At 70.7% G+C, this 19,518-nt stretch carries 20 protein-coding genes and 2 pseudogenes; 9 read left to right on the top strand and 13 right to left on the bottom strand.

The features are described from left to right. Positions 1-127 precede the first annotated feature (127 nt). A complete protein-coding gene (locus BJF83_RS03900) occupies positions 128-358 on the top strand; it encodes a hypothetical protein (RefSeq protein WP_075925205.1) in 231 nt (76 codons plus the stop codon). A 168-nt stretch (positions 359-526) separates the two neighbouring features. After that, positions 527-1,999 carry a DUF6177 family protein gene (locus tag BJF83_RS03895; protein WP_075925204.1) on the top strand — a complete coding sequence of 491 codons (1,473 nt, stop codon included), beginning with the start codon at positions 527-529 and terminating at the stop codon, positions 1,997-1,999. 4 nt (positions 2,000-2,003) lie between these two features. On the opposite strand, the gene BJF83_RS26520 is transcribed toward BJF83_RS03895, so the two are convergent. From BJF83_RS26520 to BJF83_RS03875, 5 genes are all read right to left on the bottom strand, one after another. After that, positions 2,004-2,426, bottom strand: coding sequence for a hypothetical protein (locus BJF83_RS26520; RefSeq protein WP_143831776.1), 423 nt, complete (start codon positions 2,424-2,426; stop codon positions 2,004-2,006). 539 nt (positions 2,427-2,965) lie between these two features. Next, positions 2,966-4,669 (bottom strand): hypothetical protein, encoded by a 1,704-nt coding sequence (locus BJF83_RS03890; protein ID WP_075925203.1) that lies wholly within the window; start codon positions 4,667-4,669, stop codon positions 2,966-2,968. Then, positions 4,621-5,193 carry a hypothetical protein gene (locus tag BJF83_RS03885; RefSeq protein ID WP_075925202.1) on the bottom strand — a complete coding sequence of 191 codons (573 nt, stop codon included), beginning with the start codon at positions 5,191-5,193 and terminating at the stop codon, positions 4,621-4,623. Before BJF83_RS03885 ends, BJF83_RS03890 begins: the two co-directional genes overlap by 49 nt. Next, the gene (locus BJF83_RS03880; RefSeq protein WP_075925201.1) at positions 5,190-5,558 is read right to left on the bottom strand and encodes a DUF6507 family protein; all 369 of its coding nucleotides are present in this window, start codon (positions 5,556-5,558) and stop codon (positions 5,190-5,192) included. The genes BJF83_RS03885 and BJF83_RS03880 overlap by 4 nt, the downstream gene beginning before the upstream one ends. Continuing rightward, the gene (locus BJF83_RS03875; RefSeq protein ID WP_075925200.1) at positions 5,555-5,926 is read right to left on the bottom strand and encodes a hypothetical protein; all 372 of its coding nucleotides are present in this window, start codon (positions 5,924-5,926) and stop codon (positions 5,555-5,557) included. The genes BJF83_RS03880 and BJF83_RS03875 overlap by 4 nt, the downstream gene beginning before the upstream one ends. Positions 5,927-6,347: 421 nt before the next feature. Here BJF83_RS03875 and BJF83_RS03870 point away from each other — a divergent pair, with 421 nt between their 5' ends. Beyond that, complete coding sequence (locus BJF83_RS03870) at positions 6,348-7,604, top strand: acyltransferase (protein WP_262391293.1); 1,257 nt, start codon at positions 6,348-6,350, stop codon at positions 7,602-7,604. After that, positions 7,574-7,708, top strand: coding sequence for a hypothetical protein (locus BJF83_RS28415; RefSeq protein WP_262391292.1), 135 nt, complete (start codon positions 7,574-7,576; stop codon positions 7,706-7,708). Before BJF83_RS03870 ends, BJF83_RS28415 begins: the two co-directional genes overlap by 31 nt. Positions 7,709-7,735: 27 nt before the next feature. Here BJF83_RS28415 and BJF83_RS30315 read toward each other — a convergent pair whose 3' ends face one another. The 5 genes and pseudogenes from BJF83_RS30315 to menB form a co-directional block, all read right to left on the bottom strand. Beyond that, the gene (locus tag BJF83_RS30315; protein WP_316042198.1) at positions 7,736-8,176 is read right to left on the bottom strand and encodes a cupin domain-containing protein; all 441 of its coding nucleotides are present in this window, start codon (positions 8,174-8,176) and stop codon (positions 7,736-7,738) included. Further along, entirely contained in the window at positions 8,100-8,594 is a 495-nt protein-coding gene (locus tag BJF83_RS30310) for a DUF952 domain-containing protein (RefSeq protein ID WP_316042195.1), read from the bottom strand. The genes BJF83_RS30315 and BJF83_RS30310 overlap by 77 nt, the downstream gene beginning before the upstream one ends. An 87-nt stretch (positions 8,595-8,681) precedes the next feature. Further along, positions 8,682-10,396, bottom strand: a pseudogene (gene menD / locus BJF83_RS03860) (2-succinyl-5-enolpyruvyl-6-hydroxy-3-cyclohexene-1-carboxylic-acid synthase). A gap of 335 nt (positions 10,397-10,731) precedes the next feature. Further along, positions 10,732-11,712: an o-succinylbenzoate synthase gene (locus tag BJF83_RS03855; protein ID WP_075925199.1), complete on the bottom strand. Its 981-nt coding sequence runs from the start codon at positions 11,710-11,712 to the stop codon at positions 10,732-10,734. After that, complete coding sequence (gene menB / locus BJF83_RS03850) at positions 11,709-12,548, bottom strand: 1,4-dihydroxy-2-naphthoyl-CoA synthase (protein ID WP_075925198.1); 840 nt, start codon at positions 12,546-12,548, stop codon at positions 11,709-11,711. The genes BJF83_RS03855 and menB overlap by 4 nt, the downstream gene beginning before the upstream one ends. Before the next feature lie 277 nt (positions 12,549-12,825). Here menB and BJF83_RS03845 point away from each other — a divergent pair, with 277 nt between their 5' ends. The 3 genes from BJF83_RS03845 to BJF83_RS03835 all read left to right on the top strand — a co-directional run bounded on the left by BJF83_RS03845 (position 12,826) and on the right by BJF83_RS03835 (position 16,576). After that, entirely contained in the window at positions 12,826-13,974 is a 1,149-nt protein-coding gene (locus tag BJF83_RS03845; RefSeq protein WP_394329290.1) for an AMP-binding protein, read from the top strand. A 537-nt stretch (positions 13,975-14,511) separates the two neighbouring features. Further along, positions 14,512-15,927, top strand: a complete 1,416-nt coding sequence (locus BJF83_RS03840; RefSeq protein WP_075925197.1) for an RNA polymerase sigma factor — start codon at positions 14,512-14,514, stop codon at positions 15,925-15,927. Positions 15,928-16,213: 286 nt separating this feature from the next. Beyond that, positions 16,214-16,576 carry a hypothetical protein gene (locus BJF83_RS03835; protein WP_075925196.1) on the top strand — a complete coding sequence of 121 codons (363 nt, stop codon included), beginning with the start codon at positions 16,214-16,216 and terminating at the stop codon, positions 16,574-16,576. Between the two features lie 42 nt (positions 16,577-16,618). Here BJF83_RS03835 and BJF83_RS03830 read toward each other — a convergent pair whose 3' ends face one another. Further along, on the bottom strand, positions 16,619-16,981 hold the full coding sequence (locus BJF83_RS03830) for a GntR family transcriptional regulator (protein WP_075925195.1): 363 nt from the start codon (positions 16,979-16,981) through the stop codon (positions 16,619-16,621). Between the two features lie 115 nt (positions 16,982-17,096). Next, on the bottom strand, positions 17,097-17,483 hold the full coding sequence (locus BJF83_RS03825) for a hypothetical protein (RefSeq protein WP_075925194.1): 387 nt from the start codon (positions 17,481-17,483) through the stop codon (positions 17,097-17,099). 269 nt (positions 17,484-17,752) lie between these two features. Here BJF83_RS03825 and BJF83_RS03820 point away from each other — a divergent pair, with 269 nt between their 5' ends. Beyond that, positions 17,753-18,373 carry a TetR/AcrR family transcriptional regulator gene (locus tag BJF83_RS03820; protein WP_075925193.1) on the top strand — a complete coding sequence of 207 codons (621 nt, stop codon included), beginning with the start codon at positions 17,753-17,755 and terminating at the stop codon, positions 18,371-18,373. 119 nt (positions 18,374-18,492) lie between these two features. Then, positions 18,493-19,278, top strand: coding sequence for a sporulation protein (locus BJF83_RS03815; RefSeq protein ID WP_075925192.1), 786 nt, complete (start codon positions 18,493-18,495; stop codon positions 19,276-19,278). Positions 19,279-19,353: 75 nt separating this feature from the next. On the opposite strand, the pseudogene BJF83_RS30855 reads toward BJF83_RS03815, so the two are convergent. Continuing rightward, positions 19,354-19,518, bottom strand: a pseudogene (locus tag BJF83_RS30855) (hypothetical protein); the annotation flags it as partial.

Raw genomic sequence — 19,518 nt, 5'->3', positions numbered from 1 at the left:
CTATGACGCAAGTCCGCGCACTCCCGACCCCCATTCTCCCGAAGGCGGCGGACGGCGTCGACACGTCCATCGACACCGAAACCCCGAACTGCTCTCCGATGACCAGTTCGACCGCCACGTCGAGACCGTGGCCGCTCTCCTGACCGCCGCCGGTCTGGAGGCGCGCACCTGCGACTCCGACCCCGGCCACCTGGACGTGGGGCACCCCGACACCAGCTTCACCGTCGAACTCAACCTGCGCGAGGACCGCGGCGCCGAATGGTGTCTGCGCGGCGACGACGAGATCGTGCCCGGCACGACCGCCCTCCAGACGGCCTCCGCTATCGCCCGGCTCCTCTCCCCCGAAGCGCGCTCCTGATCGGGCCCGACCACCCGGGGCCGAAAGCGGAACCGGCCCCGGGCTCGCCGTGCCGTCAGCTCATGGGCGCGGCCTCTGCGGAATCACGACCTGGCTATGCTCACCCACCAGAGGCGACGAATCCAGCGTTCCGCGTCGCCTCGTACCCCCCAACCAGACGGAGAACCGTTGAGCTACGACGTCGTCGCGTTGGTGGCCAAGGAGCCCGACGCTCCCGCGCTCACCCGCGCCCTGACCGACCTCGATCCCGATCTTCTCGTCGGCCGCCACGGCGACACCGGAGTCCTCCAGGTCCGCGATACGGACGAACGCCTCCTGGTGACGATCGAACCAGGACAGCGCGTCGAAACACGTGATGAGGTCCGACGACTGCTCGAAGACGAGGCGACGGTGGGTCTCCCCGACCCGTGCTGGTGGGTGGAGCTGCGCGCGCGTCCCGACGCGACGGGCCGCGAGACCGCGCACCGGATCGCCGACGCCCTCGCGTTGCGCCTCGGCGGGCTCGTGTGGACGTCGTCCCCGGACGGATCGAGCGGCGACGCCGATCTGTGGGAGGAGACCGCGCACCCGACCGTCGAACACACCGCGCGGCACGCGGTGGTCGTCGCCCAGGATCGCGAGGTGGTCGGGTTCTCGTCGTGGCTCAACGACGCGGTGGGGGTGCACGGCGGGGAGCACGTGGTCCAGGTTCTCACCCCGCCGACCTCCCGGCTGACCTACGCGCTGCGGACCTTCCTCGCCGGACCGCTCGGCCGCTGGGTGGTCCGCGGCGAGGACGGCACGCACTTCGACGGCCTCACCGGTCTGGCCCTGCGCTGGGACGACGAGTACGGATTCGTTCCGGAACGGGCGGATCTGAGCGACCCGAAGGGCGCGCTGGACGAGGCGCGACACGGGCCGAGGGGTCACAAGCCCGGAGAGGAGGACGCCGACCGCCCCGACGCCCACCCCGGGTTCCTTGACCCTGACCCGATGGACACGCAGCTCATCCTGGATCTAGCGGTGCTGCACCCGAGCGAAGCCGAATCCCGCCTCGGCCGAGCGGTCGAGATCCTGACCGAACGCCTCGCCGGACCGGCTCCAACGGGATGGGGTCCCCACGAACCGACCCTCGCCGTGTGGGATCGGGAGCGGCTGACCGCGTTCGTGCGCGACCGGTCGCCCCGGCGCTCGCTCGTGCACTTCACCGGGCCGCACGGCGTCGGCCACCCGTTCGGCGGAACGTTGCGCGTGGAGACCACCGGGGGCGAACGGGTGGGAGAGCAGGTGTCGATGGCGATCGGCTTCGAGGACGAGGATGACGTGCCGTTCGACGCCCTTCCCGAGGCGGTCGAGGCGCTGGCCGCCGAGGGTCTGTTGGAGGGGCTCCAGGTTCGGCGTTTTCGGGGTCGGAGCGATCTGACCTACGAGCCGCGTTGGGCGGGTCTGGCGGTTCCGGTCGGTGTGGCGGTCGGCCCCGCCCGTGTGGAACGCATCGGGCTGCGGCGTGTCCAGGCCGGGCCGATTCGGGGCACCGTCATCGGTGAGGGGGCCGGTCGCTCCGTGTGGTATCCGGTTCTCGGCACGGCCGAGTCCCCGACGCGTGCGCTGAAGCTGATGCACGCCCAACTTGGCCACCTAGCGATGGTCGGTCGCACCTGATCCGTCAGGCGTTCGCGATGTCCATGAGTTCCTGAAGACCGCCGAGTCGTACCCGTGACGCATCTTCCGGGATACAACCTGCTCGCTCGTCTTCAGGCGAGCCAATCCACGCCTCAAGAGCTTGGACAGAAGTCAGTCCACGCTCTTTCGCCTCAAGGAGACGGCGTATCCAAGCACCTTTGGCATTGATACTCTCTACCCCAACCGACTCGATGTTCAGAAAGTTCGCGGCTTTCCCGTCTTCCGACGCCCAAAGATATCCAATCACGACATCGCTCTTGCGCACCGGAACGTAGACCAGTGCACCATCAGTGATCCCATCATATCTTGGCCTCGAACCCACCCATTTCAATTGCAGATCTTCCCAGGCATCCCCCCGAGACATAGCGTGAGCAGGATCCGGATCGCGATCGCATATTTCAATCACCCAAATTTTCCCAGAATCACCTGAAGGATGCGAGCCACAGACATGTCTCGGCCCAGACCTGAACCAGTGGTTCGCCGTGGTTCGCGTGACCGCGCACAGGTCGAAGCCAAGATTTTCAAAACAGCTCCCACGGCCCAAGAATCAAAGTTCACCCACACGAACCAGGCGCTACCTGACTCTTCACACCTCTCTCACGAAGAAGCTTTGACAGAAGATCCACCTCAACATGCGTCCCCTCGTACCCACACCCAGTCACCTTCCGACTGAAGTCTTTAGCCTCACCAATAGATGCGTCAAACGCTTCCCTGAAAACCTTGAGAACTACACCCTTGCGTCGATGGGAATCCACGATCGTCAGGCATTCCACACCATGCTGCTTAATAAGCAAATCGCGCACATCAGCAGGAGCCGAACCCCACGCCCAGTGGTGCGAGACTCCGCAATTTACACACTCCCACTCCACTTCCCATCGAAGCTTCCTGTCTTTAACTAACTGCACCACCCAACCTTCTCTGGCATTGCCACACTCCTTACACACATCAGACAAACGAACAGCCTGCTCGCTCACCGCCACCCCCGCATAGCTTGATACCTACGGACAATCTCATAGAACCGCGCCGACCGACCAGATCCGTCTCGCGATGGTGCCTCGAGTTAATCTCACGTGAAAACCACCGGTGATGCAGCTCCTCATGCACGAGACTATCACGAAGCTCCGCTCTGCTCACGAACGATTCCGCACCGACATGCGTCCCACCTCCCTTTTGGGCAATCCCACTACTAACCCAGGGACTGTAAACAGGTTTATGGGTGAACCGAAGGTCCTGAAAATCTTCAGAAATAATCGCAGCAATGGCCCGATTCCGTGAAGCGGCGGTAGATCCAGTAACATGACTCAGATCCGCCACGAACCTATTCCCCCCAGGCTTCCCTTCGGCAATCTCCTGAATCAGAGGGAAGTTTTCATAGTCATGGCTCTGAGAGGACTGAATATCGCCGTCGGTTCCGTCGGAGTCATGGGCCAGCTCGGTATCAGACTCACGGAGGTCGTCGGAGCCACGGTCACCGTCTCCGCCGGTTCCGGTACGGTCACCGGGCGGTTGGTCACCTCCGCCATCGCCACCACTGTCAGGAGAGGGTTCCGGATCCGCAGATTCCTCGCGCGGGCGAACGGTTTCCGGTTCCACCCGGTCCTCGGCGCGAGACTCGTCCGCGTCGTCGCGTTCGGGATTCCTGTCCAAGGTCAGAGGCGAGTCAGGATCTTCAGTTTCGCGGGCGGCCTCGTTCGACGTATCGCCGTCTCGCTGCGGTTCGGGTTCTCTGTCCGGCCGGGGGCCGTCCTGGCGTGGTTCCTCCACGGACGGGCGGGGGTTCGGAGTGGGGTCGGGCTCGGGAGTCGGTGTCGGAACCCTCGGCCCCGGTCCCCCGACGGAACCCGTGTCCAGGTCGGGGACGAGATCCTCGGACCGCCCGCCGGGCGTCGGGTCCCCGTCCAGATTCTCCAGCAGCTCGTCAACGGACTCGAACCGCCCGCTGGAAGCCCCGTCCAGATCCAGCGACACAAACCCGTCGGCATCCGTGTCGAAATCCTCCGGCTGACCGTCCGGCCCGTCAGCTCCGTCGCGCCGCCCACCGTCGAGCAGTGTGCGCACCGCACGCAGTGTCCCGGACACGGGCAGCATCGCGATGTTCGTGCTCGAGACCCCGGCCGCGTACTCGTTGTTCTCGCCCCACTCGGACCACGCGAAGAACACCTCGCGCTGCTCCGCCCACGCCGCTCCGGCGTTGGCGGCCTGCGTGTCCCCGTCGTAGCCCCAGTAGGGCTCGTCGCCGAACGGGTTGATCAACCACCCGTCCTCGCCGTGCAACCCGACGAGACCGGCGATTCCCTCGATCGCCCCCTCGCCGAACTCCAGCTTGTTCCGGAGGATCTCGTTCGGTTTGAGGGTCCACCCGGTGTTCGGGCCCCACACACCGGCGAGGGAGACGATGGCGACACCCGTCTGCCACCCGACGTCGACGTAGATGGTCTCCAACGACCCCAGGCCGTACCCCAGCACCCAGTCCAGCGGCCAGGGACCGTCGTCGGCGTCGCGCGCCCACTCGTACGAATCACCCAGGTACCGGCCCACGAAGTCGGTGGCACCTGTGCTCTCGGCCCCGGCCTCGGTGGGCAGCCCGTAGGGGATCTCGTTCAGCCCACCGGTGTACTCGTCGGGCGCGACGTAGGTCGGGCGCCGCACAGGGCGGAGATCGCGTTGGCGCAGTCGGTCTCGGCGTCGTTGTAGGCCTGCCAGGCACGGTTGACCGCGTCCTTGAGGTCCTTGTTCTCGATGACGGCCGAGGGCTTCTTCAACCACCAGATCGCGGAGTCGGCGTCGACCTCCGATCGCAGCTCCTCGGCATGGGCCCGTAGCGCGTTCAGCGAGCTCTTCGCGGTGCGGATCGCCGAGGCGAAGTCGTCCAGAGCTCCGGCGACCGTGCTCAGGTCGGACTCGACGCCCTCGGCCTTCTCCACGGTCGGTCCCATCGCCGCCAGAAGCTCTCCGGACTCGGGAGCCTCGTAGTGCGCGGACAACCCCATCCACGTCGATTCGGCGCCCTCGGCGAGCTCCAGGATCTCCTCACCGCCCGACCGGAGGTCCGCCGCGGCCTGTTCCAGGGCCCCCGCGTCACCCGCTGGGGTGGGTATCTCCGCGGGGTCGATGAGGCGGAACATGTTGCCGTCGACGCCCGCCTGGGCCTCGGTCAACGAGAAGCCGCTCAATGCGGACCTCCGGACCCGTCCCCGCCGAGATCAAGGTTCTCCATGGTCCCCGCGTTGTTCTGCGCCTCCAGGGCCATCTCCTCGTTGCCGTCCATGTACGCGCGGGTCGCCTCACCGGCGCCCACCACGCACGACAGCCCGCGCAGCAGCATCTCCCCGGCCGCGCCGTTGTACGCGCCGGTGAAGCGCAGCAGTTCCGACTCGACGGGGCCGCTCCCCGCCGCCTCCAGCGCGTCGTCGATCTTTCGCGACGTCCGGTCGACGCAGTCGGACAGTCCGCCGCCCGCTTCGTCGACACCCAACTCAGCGCTGACATTGGTCAGAACCGTCGACACCCCGGGCACATAGAGATTCCACTGGCTCATCGGTCACGCTCCTCGGGGGTGACGACACCGCCGGTTCGCGCCTCCGTTTCCGATGCCTTCCTCCCGCTTCGCGCACGGAAGAGGAGAGGCTGGACATCGTCGCCGGGGTCGGGTGTGTTCGTGCCGTTCGTCCCGGTCTCGGCCATGCTCTGTTCGGCGGCGCGCGCACGCAGATCCTCGACCACGGCACGCGCCTGTTCGACGGCGCGGTTCAGGCGCACCCGGCCGAGATCGCCCTCGATCGGACCGACATGGGGGATTGCGCTCGGTCCGATGCCGCTCCGACGTCCGGTGAGGGAACGGGCGGCCTCCGGATCGCAGGCGCCGGAGGCCGCGTCCTCGGGAGGATCCACCAACTCGAACTTCATCCATCGACTCCCGTCGGGCAACAGGGGGGTGAAACCGTCGTTTCGGGGTTCGTAGGGATTATCCGTACGGGCACCGACACCGGACAGCGCGGAAGAAGGCGGGTGGATTCGCCGTCGTCGCAGTTCGGAACGCATGCACGGCGGAGGGGAAAGTGAGTTCCACCGGCATGTGACGTGAGCCACACGACGACCCGCTCACGCCCGGGGAAACGGAGAACATCCGCCCTCACCTGCCGTGATGCATACGCGACCGGAACGGGTGTGGCCGAAAGTGGCCGCCGCCCCGCCGCGGCCGGGGTCGACCCGCGCCCAAGGTATGGAGGCGGTCAAGGTCTCCCTCGGTCCGTGTCAGAGTCCGCCCTCCGGATAGGTGAACCCACACACTGGCAAGCAGTCGGATCCGGATCGGTGGTCGCGTCCCATGCCCCACACGTGGTGTCCCAGAACACCAGCGGTCCTGCGCCGGATACGCCAGACCGCGCGATCGACCCCGGAGCGCCGCAACCGCTACGTGGACCTGTTGCGCGCCCTGGCCATCGTGCTGGTGGTCCTGGGCCACTGGCTGGCCGTGGTGGTGACCAACGACGACGGGATCTCCGGGCGCAACGCCCTGGGCGAGCTCGCCTGGAGCCAACCGCTGACCTGGCTGTTCCAGGTCATGCCGGTGTTCTTCCTGGTCGGCGGGTACGCCAACGCGGCGTCGCTGATCTCGCACCGGGACAGGGGCGGGGACGCGCTCGGCTGGGTGCTGGGGCGCACCGACCGCCTGCTCCGTCCCACCTCGGCGTTCCTCGCCGCCGTGTGGGCGGTCGCGTTCGGGGCGCTGCTGCTGGACGTTCCGCCCGAGGCCGTCGGCCTGGCGGTCTGGGCCGCCGCCATCCCCCTGTGGTTCCTGGCCGTCTACCTGTGCGTCGTCGTCCTCGCCCCTGTGACGCACGGGCTGCACCGCCGGTGGGGGGCGGCGGTGCCGCTGGTGCTCGTCGGGATCGTCCTGGTCCTGGACGCCGCGCGGCTGGGCTTCGGGGTCCCGATCGTCGGCGCCGCCAACTACCTGCTGGTCTGGCTCACCATGCACCAGCTCGGGTACCTGTGGCGGGACCGCCTGGCCCGTCCGCGCCCCCTCGTCACGGCCATGGCCGCGCTGAGCGGGTGCGCGCTGCTGCTCGGACTGACCGTGCTGGGCCCCTACCCGATCAGCATGGTGACCGTCCCGGGTCAGGAGTTCGGCAACACCTCACCGCCGACGTTCGCGCTGCTGGTCCTCGGTCTGACCCAGACCGCGGTCGTACTGTGGCTCGCGCGTCCGGCGCGGCGGCTGCTGCGGCGTCCCCGGCCCTGGACCGCGGTCGTGGCGGTGAACTCGGTGGTGCTGACCGTGTTCCTGTGGCACATGAGCGCCGCGGTCATCACCGGCGCGGCCCTGTACGGCACCGGCCTGCTGGCGCAGCGGCCCGTGGACTCGGCCGCGTGGTTGCTGCAACGGGTGCCGTGGCTGGTCTCGGTCGCCTGGTGCTGGCGGTCCTCGTGGTCGCCTTCGGCGGCGTCGAGGCACGCACCGCCCCCTCCAGCTCCGGATGGCGGATCCGGACCGCGTCGCCGATCGGAACCGCGGCCTGGCGCTCCCTGCTGGTGTTCGCCCTGGTCGCGATGGTGGCCGGACTCGCCGGGATCGCCCTGACCGGAGTTCGCCAGGTGGACGCGTTCACCCTGGCCGTGTTGGGCTCCTACGCCGTGGGCGCCGCAGTCCTGCGCCTGGCCCGCCACCGGTGGTCCGGCGGCTGAGCGCCTCGGCGGACGGCCCGCCCCGGTTCAGGGCCGGACGTCGAAGAGCGGGAACCGCAGACTCCCGCCCGCGTCGGCGACCTCCAGGTCCTCGAACTCGAACGCGGGCGAGGTGAAGCACGTCGCCAGGGTCTCCTCCGCCGTGAGCGTGCGCGCGGTCTGCCAGGTCCCGGCGGGCACCAGCACCTGGAGCGACTGCCCGGCCTCCACGTACGGCCCCAACGTGTACCCCTCGCCCGCCTCGGGTTGGGGCCCGGTCCCGCCCAACTCGACCCGGGTCGGCCCGCCACGGCAGAAGGACCACATCTGCGCCGACCGCAGTCGGTGCCAGCGGCAGCGCTCCCCCGGGCACAGCAGGTACTGCAGCGCCGACGCGGTCTCGCGCTCGGCGTCATAGCCCTCCGGCCGCACGTACACCCCGCTGCGCCACGTGGCACGGAACCATCCGCCCTCGGGATGCGGGAACAGGTCGAGCGCCTCGGCCGTCGATCCGCGTTGGTCGACGGCGTGACACCCCCGGAGGTTCGCGTCGCAGGTAACGCACGCCCACGACGGCCTCACGCGGGATGGCTCCGTAGATGTGGGGGAAGAGGAGGTCATCGGCCAGGGCCGCGCCGAACCGCTCGTCCAACGCGATGTGGGTGCAGGGGTCCTCCCAGCGCACCTCGCAGGACAGGCGCGCGGTGTCGACCACCAGGACGCAGAAGGGCTCGGTCGCGGACCGGTGCAGGGAGTTGGCCACCGCCAGCATGGCGTGCTCGTTGGGCGAGGCGTGGACGTACCCGTGGGTGTGCAGGCTGTCCGGCTCCAGATCGCCCTCACCGCCGCGCCAACGGGCCAGTTCGGTCATGTGCAGCACGTAGTTCATCGTGATCGGCCCTGCCACGCACGCCCCCCGGGGATCAGGTCTCTCGCCGGTCCCTTGTTGGGCGTCCTTCCCTCCGCGACCCGCGCCCAACCCTGGGACGACCCCTCACACCAGCGCGTCGACCGCCTCGTCGACCACCGTCTGCATCCTGCGGCGCAGCGCGGCGCTGTCGGACCGCCCGGTGCGTACCTCGACCACGCGCAGCCCCTCGCCCATGAGCGCCTTGGGCAGGTCGGCCGCCCACTCCAGGCGCGTGTACGGCAGGTCGGCCACAGCCGCCACACGCTCCATCGACACCCCGTGCGGCGTCCCGAAGACCCGCTCGAAATCCGGGTGCCCGGCCTGTTCGAGGCCGGAGAAGATCCCCCCGCCGTCGTTGTTGACCACCACCACGGCCAGGTCCGGGCGCGGTTCCCCCGGCCCGATGATCAGACCGTTCTGGTCGTGCAGCATCGCCAGGTCGCCCAACAGGGCGTAGGCCCGGCCGCCGCCGTCGTGCTGGTGCGCGAGCGCAGCGCCGACGGCCGTGGAGACGGTCCCGTCGATCCCGCTCACCCCCCGGTTACCGACGAGCCGCAGCCCGCAGCGGGCGCGCATCGTCGCGTCCAGGTCGCGGATGGGCATGCTCGCCCCCGCGAACAGCAGCGACCCCGCGGACAGTTGCGAGGCCAGGTCACGGGCCAGGCGCGGCTCACTGAGCATCTCGTCTGCGTCCAGCACCCGGTCCAGGGCGACGCGGGCCGCCTGCTCCGCCCGCCACCACGAGCGCGTCCAGTCGGAGTTCGCGGGCTCGTCCCACGACACCCCGGCCGGGGGTGCGACGTCGGCGACGACGTCGGTGGCGGTGCGGGCCGGGTCGGAGAACGCGTTGGCCAGCCCGGCCGCGGGATCGCCGACGGCGGACGCGGTCACCACGACGTGCCGGGGCGCACGCCGCAGGTAGGCCAGGACCTGCCGGGACAGGTTCGGGCGACCGACGCTGACCACCAGCTCCGGCGCGTGCTCGGCGCAAAAGCGCGGCGAGGCCAACAGCTGGCGGTGGGTGGACAGCGCACCGGTCCGGCGGGCGTGGAGGTGGGCTCGGCCAGCAGCGGCCACCCGGTCGACTCGGACAGGGCCAGGAACGGCACCGGGTCGTAGTCGCCGTCGCCGCACACGATCACGCCCCGCTCGACATCGGGCAGCACGTACGGGGCGGGCTCGGCCGACGGGCCGGGCCGGTCGATCCACGGACGGTCGCCGACCCGGCCCTCCAGCGGCGCCGTCCACGCCACGGCCGAGGGGCCGTCGGGGGTCAGCGGGTCGCGGAAGGCGACGTTGAGATGGACGGGGCCGGGGCGGCGGTGGACGGCGGAGCTCCACGCGCGACAGACCAACGACCGCCAGTACGGCACCATGCCCGGAACCGGGTCGGGGGTGCCCACCTCAGCGAACATGCGCACGGCGCCGCCGTACAGGCCGATCTGGTCCACCGTCTGGTTGGCTCCCGTGCCCCGCAGCTCGGGCGGCCGGTCGGCGGTGAGCACCAACAGCGGCACCCCGCTCTCGTCCGCCTCCATGACCGCCGGGTGGAAGTTCGCGGCCGCCGTCCCCGAGGTGCACACCACCGCCACCGGAAGCCGGGAGGCCCGCGCCAGACCGAGCGCGAGGAAGGACGCCGAGCGTTCGTCGACCCGCACGTGGACGCGGACGTCGGGGTGGGCGACCAGGGCGAGCGCGAGCGGCGTCGAGCGCGACCCCGGCGCGACCACCGCCTCCTCCAGGCCGCACCGGGCCAGCTCGTCGACGAGGACCCGGGCCAGGGCGGTAGACGGATTCATCGGGTTCTCGGGGCCGGTTCCCTGGACTGGTCGGTCCGGGAGGGACGCCCCTGCCTCCTTGCGGGTGGTGTCACGGTGGCCGTCAGCCCGCTCGCGAATGCGGGAGTACCGGTCGTCGGTGCCCTGGTCGGTGCCGTGGGCGGCGGCGTCGAGGTGTGCGACGGCGCGGGCCGGGGGCCGGGCGGCGCGACCGGACGTCGCCACGTCGGTCACCTCCTGCCTGGCTCCTGACTCGTGCGGGTCCGGGGGGACCCCGTCTGTCCAGTGAACCCCGTTCACGAGGGTACGGCGGCAGGTCACGGTTGTGATCTGCGCCCCGCCCCTCCGGGACGCGGTCAGGGTCCGGCCGAGCCTCCCGCCGTGCGGGCGGCCTCGGCACGGGAACGCCAGACCGACGGATCGGTCTCGACCGCGCGCAGGCGCTCCTCGTCCACCGGCACCGCGCGCACCGGCAGGTACCCGCCCTCGGGCAGCAGCGGGTCGGCGGTGACGTCGTCCGTCAGCATCTGCGCGGTCGCCAGCCCGCACGCGTACGGCAGCTCCGGCAGCGCCGCCGCCAACGCCACCCCGGCGGCCAGGCCGACGGAGGTCTCGACGGCGCTGGAGACCACCACCGGCAGACCGCACGCCTCGGCGACGCGCAGGGCCGCGCGTACGCCGCCGAGCGGCTGCACCTTGAGCACGACGATATCGGCGGCCCCGGCCGCGCGGACGCGCATCGGGTCCTCGGCCCTGCGCACCGACTCGTCCGCGGCGACCGGGACGGCGACCCGACGTCGCACCCGGCCGAGGTCGTCCAGGGTCGCGCACGGCTGCTCGACGTACTCCAGACCGAACCGGTCCAGTTCCCGGACCATGCGCACGGCCGTGTCGACGTCCCAGGCGCCGTTGGCGTCCACGCGCACGCGCCCCGAGGGGCCGACGGCGTCGCGCACGGCCTCGACGCGGGCGATGTCCTGGCCCGGTTCCTGACCGCGCTCGGCCACCTTGACCTTGGCGGTGGCGCAGCCCCCGGCGCGGACGATCGCGGCGGCCCGCTCGGGGTCCACGGCGGGCACGGTCACGTTGACCGGCACGCGGTCGCGCACCGGCGCGGGCCAGCCCCGGTGGGCGGCCTCGTGGCAGGCCGCCCACCAGCGCGAGCACTCGCGCGGCCCGTACTCGGCGAAGGGCGAGAACTCACCCCACCCGGCCGGTCCGCGGACGAGCATGCCCTCGCGCACGGTGATGCCGCGGAAACGGTGACGCAGGCCGATCGCGAACGAGCGCCCTCCGGCGGGGCCGTCCACCGGCCCGGAGCCGGGGTCGGCGGTCACGGGCGGCGCGGGAACTTGTCGAACTCCGGACGGCGCTTGGCCTTGAACGCGTCCCGGCCCTCCTGGGCCTCCTCGCTCATGTAGTAGAGCATCGTCGCGTCCCCGGCGAACTGCTGCATGCCCGCGGCGCCGTCGCTGACCGCGTTGATCGCACCCTTGACCATGCGCAGGGCCAGCGGCGACTTGGTGAGCATCTCACGCGCCCACCGGACGGTCTCCTTCTCCAGATCCGCCAGCGGCACGACGGTGTTGACCATGCCCATGTCCAGGGCCTCCTGGGCGCTGTACTGGCGGCACAGGTACCAGATCTCGCGTGCCTTCTTCAGACCGACGGTCTCGGCCAGCAGCCAGGAGCCGTACCCGCCGTCGAAGGAGCCGACCTGGGGGCCGGTCTGCCCGAACCTGGCGTTGTCGGCGGCGATGGTGAGGTCGCAGCAGACCTGGAGGACGTTGCCGCCGCCGATGGACCACCCGGCGACCATGCAGATCACCGGCTTGGGCAGGCGGCGGATCTGGACCTGGAGGTCGAGCACGTTGAGGCGGCCGATGCCCTGCTGGGCCACGGCGTCGTCGCCCATGTATCCGTCGTCGCCGCGGATCTTCTGGTCGCCCCCGGAGCAGAACGCCTGGTCACCGGCGCCGGTGAAGATGATCACACCGACCTCGGAGTCGTCCCGGGCGACGTTGAACGCGTCCTGGAGTTCGAACAGCGTCTGCGGGCGGAAGGCGTTGTGGACCTCAGGGCGGTTGATCGTGATCTTGGCGATGCCCTCCGCGGTCTCGTAGATGATGTCGGAATACTCGCCCGACCGCTGCCAGTCGATCACGCTGCTCACGGCTTCTGCTTCTCCTCACGGGGACACGGGGAACGGTGTGGACACGGGGGGCCGCGTCCACGCGTCGACCCTACGCATTGTGCCAGGCGAGCGGGGACCTGGGGGCACACCCCTGCGTTCCCGGCCCCGTTGGGACTCCGGGAGGCTACTCGGGCGTAGGCTGTCCCGCGTGGTAGACCAGACGCCAGGAATATTCCCCGGACCGACGAACGCGTCCGGGGACGGCCGCCCGCTCCGCGCCGTCAGGGGCCTGGACCCCGGGCGCCTGGGAGACCTGGTGGCGCGTGCCCTGGAGGGGGACGGCCCCGCCCTGCTGCCCGTCCCCGACGGCACGCCCGAGGCCCGCGTGGGTGAGCTCCTGGCCGCGATGCGCCCCTCGTCCCTGCTGACCCCCGACGGCGTCGCCGACCTCGGCGGCGGACCGCCGGTCCACGCCGACACCGCGCTGGTCGTGACCACCTCCGGATCGACCGGACCGCCCAAGGGAGTGGAGCTGTCCGCCGCGGCACTGCGCGCCTCGTCCCGGGCGTCGGTCGAGCGCGTCGGCGCGGCGCCGGGCGACGCGTGGTTGTGCGTCCTGCCCGCCGGCCACGTCTCCGGCCTACAGGTCATCCTGCGGGCTCTGGCCACCGGCAGCGAGGCCGTGCACGCCCCGTTCGACATCGGCACCGTGACCGACCTGGCCTCCCGCCTGCGCCCACACGTGTCCCTGGTCCCGACACAGCTGCGCCGGCTCCTGGCCGCCGGGACGGACCTGTCCGTGTTCGGCACCATCCTGCTGGGCGGGGCAGCCGCCGAGCCAGCGCTGCTCACCGCGGCCCGCGACGCCGGGGGCCGCGTGGTCACCACCTACGGCATGACCGAGACCTGCGGCGGCTGCGTGTACGACGGTGTGGCCCTGAACGGGGCGCGCGTGCGCGTGGACGGCGACAGTCCCGGCGCGCCCGGACGGATCCTGCTGTCGGGCCCGATGCTGCTCACCGCCTATCGGCTCGCCCCGGGCGTGGCGCCCGGTCCCGGCGCTCTGGTCACCGACTCGGGCGGCCGCCGGTGGCTGCGCACCAACGACCTGGGGCGCGTCGACGGGCGCGGGCGTTTGAGCGTGCTGGGCCGGGCGGACGAGGTGGTCAACACCGGCGGCCACAAGGTGGTGCCCGCACAGGTCAACGACCTGCTCCTGGCGCACCCCGCGGTGGCCGAGTCGGTGGTCGTGGGCCGCCCCGACCCGGAGTGGGGGCAGCGCGTGTGCGCGGTCGTGGTCCCCGCCGACCCGGCCGACCCGCCGACGCTGCGGGAGTTGCGCGCCTGGGTGCGCGAGCGCCTGCCCGCCTACGCGGCGCCGCGTGAACTGGAGGTGCGCGACGCCCTGCCGGTACTGGCGTCGGGCAAGCCGGACCTGGTGGCGCTGCGCTCCCCTGTCGCCTGAACACGCGGGGCCGCCCGCGCCCCACCGAACCGGCGTTACCGGGTCACTCCGAACACATGGGACCCTGACCTCAGCGGGTGCCCCAGCCCAGGGCGACGACACCCGCACCAGGTGGGACCTGGGAACACGGTCGGACCACGCCCTCCGGGCCCGCGCGCACCCCACGCGCCGTGTCAGGACAGGTCGGGGAACTTCCGGACGTGTCCCAACGTCTACCTGTGTATCCGGTCCCCCGGCCCCTCTTTCGCAAGGAGGTCCGCAGTTGGCGAGAGCCATCGGTCCACTCGTTCCCGGCCCTGCGCCCTCCCCCGTGCCCGACCCGTGGGGTCCCTGTCAATCCGGGCCGGAGGCGGGCCCTCTTACCCGTTCGCTGACACGCATGGCCACCGATCACACCGTGATCCATGCCACTCCCTCCGATATCCAATCGAGACAGGGAACATTTGACTCCCCGACACGTTGGACATATTGGCGCGTCCAGTCGGCGGGAACCCTCCGCCACGTGCCACACGTCATGGAAGGGAGGGAGGTGCCCAGATGACGAGCACTGCCTCAGCCGCTTCGGCCCCCGCCGACGAGGTCCACGCAGGCACCGCTCCGCACCAGGAGCCCGCCGCCCAGGCGGCTCTGTCCGACCTGATCACCCGCGGACGCGCTCAGGGACACGTGTCCCTCTCCGAACTGCGTACCGCTTTCTCCGCGGCCGGGGTCTCCGCTCCCGACGGCCGCTCCATCCTGCGTGAACTCACCGAGAACGGAGTCCGACTCGCCAACGGGGGCGACGACTCCGCGCCGGTGGCCGATCCTGACGCCGAGGACGACGTGCTGGAAGACACTCTCATCGCGACGGTGCCCGACACCGACGAGGCACCCAAGGCCGCATCCGGCAAGGTCGCGCCCCGCAAGGGCAAGGGTCCCTCCCCCCGGAGGAAGACCCGTTCCACGCGGCGCGCCAAGAAGACCGAGACCACCCAGGCGACCACCGATCCGGAGACCGGTGAGGCCGATCTCGACGACCAGTCGCCCGCCATGGGCGACTCCGTCCACACCTACCTCAAGGCCATCGGCCGCCGTCAGCTACTCACGGCCGAGCAGGAGGTCGACCTGGCCAAGCGCGTGGAGGCCGGACTGTACGCCGAGTACCGCCTGGGCCTGCACGGTGAGGTGGACGGCTCGGCGAAGATGGCCGAGGCCGAGATCGAGGAACTGGAGTGGGTGGCCGAGGACGGCCGCCAGGCCAAGTCCCACATGCTGGAGGCCAACCTGCGCCTGGTCGTGTCGGTGGCCAAGAAGTACAGCGACCGGGGGATGTCGCTGCTGGACGTGGTCCAGGAGGGCAACCTCGGCCTCATCCGGGCCGTGGAGAAGTTCGACTACACCAAGGGCTTCAAGTTCTCCACCTACGCCATGTGGTGGATCCGCCAGGCCATCCAGCGCGGCTTCGCCGACTCCGCCCGCACCATCCGCCTGCCCGTGCACGTCCTGGAGCTGCTGAGCAAGGTCAGCCGACTGGAGCGCGACATGCACCAGGCGCTGGGCCGCGAGCCCACGCCGGAGGAGCTGGCGCTGGAGCTGGACAAGACCCCGGCCCAGATCGAGGAGCTGCTGCGCGTCACCCGCCAGCCGATCAGCCTGGACTCGACCATCGGCGAGGACGGCGAGACCCGCATCGGCGACCTGATCGAGGACGTGGACGCCTCGGAGGCCTCCGAGGTCGTCGACCGTCAGCTCATGGCCGACCAGCTGCGCAACGCCCTGTCCGACCTGGAGCCGCGCGAGGCGACGATCATGTCCCTGCGGTTCGGTCTCATGGACGGCCGGCCCCGCACGCTGGACGAGATCGGCAAGCATCTGGGCCTGACCCGAGAGCGCATCCGCCAACTGGAGAAGCAGTCGCTGTCCAAGCTGCGTCACCCGAGCCGCGCACAGCAGCTGCTGGACTTCGCCAGCTAGAGCGCGTGCATGGACGCCGCCCGTCGCGCAGCAGGGTGAGTGTCCGCGGCACACGCCCCAACGGCCACGGCGCCCCGTCTCAGGGCCGCTCCCTCACCGGGGAGCGGCCCCACTCGTGTGACCGGGGCCGCCTCGAAGACCGTTCGCGGGGTCACCGGACCAGCCGTCCGGATCCCTGCGGTCGGCCAGCCACCGGTCAAGGCGCGCGGGAACGGTCAGGGAGAACCCGGAGATCTCCCTGATTTCGGCGTCCGATCCCGATCACACGGGCTGCGGCGATGCGACGATGGACGCCATGACGGACATTCCCTCACGACGGCAGGACGAGATAGCGGCCGCCCTGCGCGCCGGTCGCGAACTCGGCCCCGAGTACGACGACGCCTTGGCCGCGTCGTTGGTGGACCGGATCGACCACACTATCGACGAACGGGTGCGCCACCACGTCGCCGAACAGCTCGGCGAGGTGTCCCGTTCCCGTCGCGGGATGTCCGGCAACACCGCCCGTTTCGTCCTGGCCCTGGTGATCCTCGGCCTGAGCGTCCCGCTGACCGCCATGGCCGCCACGCTGGTCGGGGGCGAGGCCGTAGTGTTCCTCTGGGCGGGGATGATCATCTTCTACGTCGTGGTCGCCAGGGGCCTGAGCCGCTGACCGAGGCGCCGGGACTCGGGACGGCCGGGCCCGAGCGTCGGCTCAGCCCTCCAGGGCGGCGCGCAGGATCTGGACCGCCTCCTCGTGGTCGAGCCCGACCCGCGAGATCACCTCGGCGTAGGCGCGTGCCGCCGCCAGGGCCTCAGCACGCTGGTCGTCACCCGCGGCGGCAACATAGGTCCCCGACCGGCCGCGCGTCTCGACGACACCGGCCTGTTCCAGCTCCCGGTAGGCGCGGGCCACCGTGTTCACGGCCACGGACAGCTGTCCGGCCAGCGCCCGCACCGTGGGCAGCCGGTACCCCACGGGCAGATCGCCGTTGGCCGCCGCGATCGCGACGATCGTCCGAATCTGCTCGTAGGGCGGTACCTTCGACGTCGGATCGATGCGGATGAACTCCGCCATCACCTTCTGCTCTCCCCACCAGGCTCCATCCCCGCGCGCGCGGGGGACCGTGTCCGGTCAGCCGAATCCAACGTACCCACCTGGCGTGACCAACCCTCATCGGCGGGGAGGGCGCTCAGGCGACCGGGCGCGGGATCCGCTGGACTCCGTGCAGGCGATGGTCCTCACGGGCGGTGAGCAGGCGCTCGGCGACGCGCGTCGCCTCCCGGACCTCGGGTCGCGCCAGGCGCTTTCGGCGGTAGATGCGGTCGCGGTAGCCCCGGACGCCGACGAGCACCCGCTCGCGAGCGTAGGCGGCGCGCATGGCCTCGGTCAGCACCCCGTCCAGGACCAGCCCGAGATGGCGCAGCTCCGTCGCCGAGGCGTGCCGCTCGTGCGCCTCCGCCAGCGCCGTCTCGGCGTCGGCGACCCCCGCCAGGAGTTCGGGCAGCCGCGCGGCCTCCTCCCGGTCGTGTTCGAGGCTCTCCCGCGCCTGCGTCCTGGTCTGCTCGGTCAGTGCCATGTGTCAGCTCCGTACACGCGTGCCGTCGGTACCCGCCACTCTAAAGTGGCGTGGATCATCTCGCGACCGGTTCCGCGCGTCGAAGATGGCCACCCGCGCGCCGCGCCGCCACGCTGTCGGTGCACATCCCAGAAAGACATCTCGGGTGACCACGTTGTCAAGCCGCGACCGCCAGATCGGAGGTGAACGGAACCGACTCGTCCTCGACCAGTCCAGCAGCCCCTTCACCAGGGCCCGCCGGAACCGCTTACACACCAACTAGGACAACCGTGAGCAGGAACTACGCCGGACTCAGCCGGGAGCGCATCATCGTCGAGGCGCTGCACATCATCAGCGGACGCGGGCTGGGCGGCCTGTCCATGCGCCGCCTGGGGGACGCCCTGGAGGTCGAGGCGATGGCGGTCTACCACCACTTCCCCCTCGGCAAAGACCAGCTGTTCAACGCCATCGCCGCCTATGTCACCTCGCCCACCGGCACACCCCTCGCCGACACGGCGGCCGAGGAGCGCGAGCAGGACGGCGGCCCGGACACGACCGAGGCGGTGGACCCCGGTCCCTGGGACGCGCGGCTCACCGACTGGGCCCGCACCTACCGCGCCCGCCTGTTGGAGCACTCCGGCGCCCTGTCCCTCCTGGTCCACCGTGCCCCGCGCACACCCGTGCAGGGAGCCACCCACGCCCTCGTGCACGGCGCGTTCGAGGACGCGGGACTGAGCGGCTCCGGCGTGGAGCGCGCCGCCGACGCCCTGTACTCCTACTGCATCGGCTCGGTGATCCACGAGGTGCGCCACCAGGACGACGAGGACGCCCCGGACGCGGCCGAGCGCGAGGCCCGGTTCGGGTTCGGCCTCCGGGCTCTGCTGCGGGGGCTCGCCCACCCGGAGAGGTGATGGCGTTGACCGGCGGAACCATGGGCGACCGCCGCTCGTCTGTACCAAGGGGTGGAACGCCGTCGAACCACGCTCCTCGGACCGCCGCCCCACGGCCGAGTGGGCTAGAGAGCACAGCCATGGTTTTCAAGCGCATTCTCGCCGGACTCGGTGTCGGCGGAGCCTCGGTGGAGACGACACTGGACACGCCCACCGCCCATCCCGGCGGCGTCATCCGGGGAACCGTGCACATCCAGGCGGGCGACGTCGAGCAGCGGATCGACGAACTCACCGTCGGTCTGGAGTCCCGTGTCGAGGTCGAGTCCGGTGACCACGAGTACTCGCGCGACGTGGAGTTCCAGCGCGTTCGCGTGGGCGGTCAGGCGGTGATCGCGCCGGGCCAGAACTTCCGGGTGCCGTTCGAGCTCCACGTGCCCTTCGAGGCTCCGCTCACCAGTGTCCGAGGGCACCGGCTGTATCCGATGAACGTGGGCGTGAACACGCGTCTGAGCCTGGCCGGAGCCGTGGACCCGGGCGACCTGGACCCGGTGGCGATCGAGCCGCTGCCGTCACAGCTGGCATTCCTGGACGCGCTGGCCGCCATCGGCTTCCAGTTCAAACACGCGGACCTGGAGCAGGGACGCATCCTCCGGACTCGGCAGACGCTGCCCTTCTACCAGGAGATCGAGTACCACGCCGCGAGGCAGTACGAGGGGCTCAACGCGCTCGAACTCTCGTTCGTCGCCGACCAGCACGGGATGGACGTGGTGCTGGAACTCGACAAGAGGCGCGGCCTGCTCTTCTCCGAGGGCAGCGACTCCTACCACCACGTGACCGTCACCCACCAGGAGGGCGCCAGCCGCGACTGGGCGGGATTCCTGCACCAGTGGATCGACTCCCTGGCCGGCCGCAGGCGCCTGTTCTGATCCCGGCGGGCCCGGGGGCACGGCCGCCGTCCCCGGGCCCGGCACCGCCTCACGACCGTGCGGCCCGCACACCGGTCAGCGCATGTTCGTGCGCCGCTCGACGCGTTCGGCGCGGTGGCGCCGAGCCTCGTCCGGATCCAACACCGGCGCCGCCCCCAGCAACTGACGCGTGTACTCCGAGGACGGCGACTCATACACACTGTCGCTGTCGCCCAACTCCACGACCTCGCCCCCACGCAT

Source organism: Nocardiopsis sp. CNR-923 (genome assembly GCF_001942255.1).
Taxonomy (GTDB): Bacteria; Actinomycetota; Actinomycetes; order Streptosporangiales; family Streptosporangiaceae; genus Nocardiopsis.
Note: the sequence above shows the minus strand (reverse complement) of the source record. Positions and strands in the feature narration are given on the sequence as shown.